At 67.6% G+C, this 1,218-nt stretch carries 1 protein-coding gene and 1 pseudogene; both read right to left on the bottom strand.

Annotated elements, in window-relative coordinates:
- Positions 1–149 precede the first annotated feature (149 nt).
- A complete protein-coding gene (locus DBR22_RS10330) occupies positions 150–932 on the bottom strand; it encodes a rhamnogalacturonan acetylesterase (protein WP_108598944.1) in 783 nt (260 codons plus the stop codon).
- 86 nt (positions 933–1,018) lie between these two features.
- A pseudogene (locus DBR22_RS10325) lies at positions 1,019–1,218 on the bottom strand (ABC transporter permease); the annotation flags it as partial.

Here is a 1,218-nt window from a genome sequence, read left to right as displayed (position 1 = left end):
GAGCTGGACAACGCAAGCGCGCCGCCGTGACTGCCCAGGCTCAGCGGCCCCTCGGGCACCCAGTCCGCCACATCCGCCGGGCCGGCGAGCGGATTGCTGTACAGCAGCCCGCCGCCGGCATGCCCCGCGCCCACGTGCGCCGCGCCCACCTAGCCCCGCACCGCCGTCGTCCGTCCCGCCGTCGTTCTTAACTGCAACGCGGGGTCACTCCCGGCCCAATCTTCGCCCTTTATCGGGCCTGATGTGACCCCGCGTTGCTTGGAGCTGGAGGGGGAGCCGGAGCCGTAGCCGAGCCGGGCCAGCCGGGCGGCGACCTCGGCCGCCACAAGCGAGGCACCATGCTGGGAAAAATGGGTGTTGTCCGCCAGACCGTCCAGCCACAAGGCGTGCCCGCCCGGGCCGAAATGGCAGAACAGGGACTTCGACTCCTCAACACCCAGCTCCACGTACAGCGTGCGGGTCCAGGAGTTAAGGTCGACGACGGGCAGCTTCAGCTCGAGCCCGATCTCCCGGACCACCTCGGGGTAATCTTCCAGGCTGTCCTCAAGGACAGCGTGGGTGCCCACGCCGTCGAGGAAGTGCCGGCGCTCCACCGAGGTGCACAGCACCGGCACGGCGCCCCGGGCACGGACCTCTTCCACCATGGCGCGCAGGTTGGCAGCGTAACCGGTTCTGGCCGCGAGGTGCGCCTTTTTCTGGTCATTGTGCCCGAACTGGATCAGGACGAGATCGCCGGCTTCGGCAGTTTCCAGCAGCCGCGCCCACAGACCCTCCTCGCGGAAGGACTCGGTACTGGCGCCGCCTTTGGCGAAGTTGTGCACGGCCGCCCAGGCGAACACATGCCGGGGCAGCTGCGAACCCCAGCCACTCATAGGGTATTCGTGTGTGGGACAGTTCGCCACGGTGGAATCTCCGGCGAGCAGGATTTTCATGGTCTGCTTTCTGTTGGTCGGGGCACCTCTTCAGGCGCGACGGCGGCTGCGGCGTCAGGCGCGACGGCGGCTGCGGCGGTGAGCGGTCAGCCCTTGACGGAGCCGATGAGCATGCCCTTTGCGAAGTGCTTCTGCAGGAAGGGGTAGAAGATCAGGATGGGCAGGGTGGCCACCACGATCACGGCGAACTTGATGCCCTGCTCGGGCGGGATGTAGTTCGGGTCAACGTTCCCGGTTCCGAGGAGATCGGAGGAGGCGGTGACCTGGCGCAGGTACATCTGCAGGG

The sequence above is a fragment of the Arthrobacter sp. HMWF013 genome (genome assembly GCF_003061105.1).
GTDB lineage: Bacteria > Actinomycetota > Actinomycetes > Actinomycetales > Micrococcaceae > Arthrobacter.
Note: the sequence above shows the minus strand (reverse complement) of the source record. Positions and strands in the feature narration are given on the sequence as shown.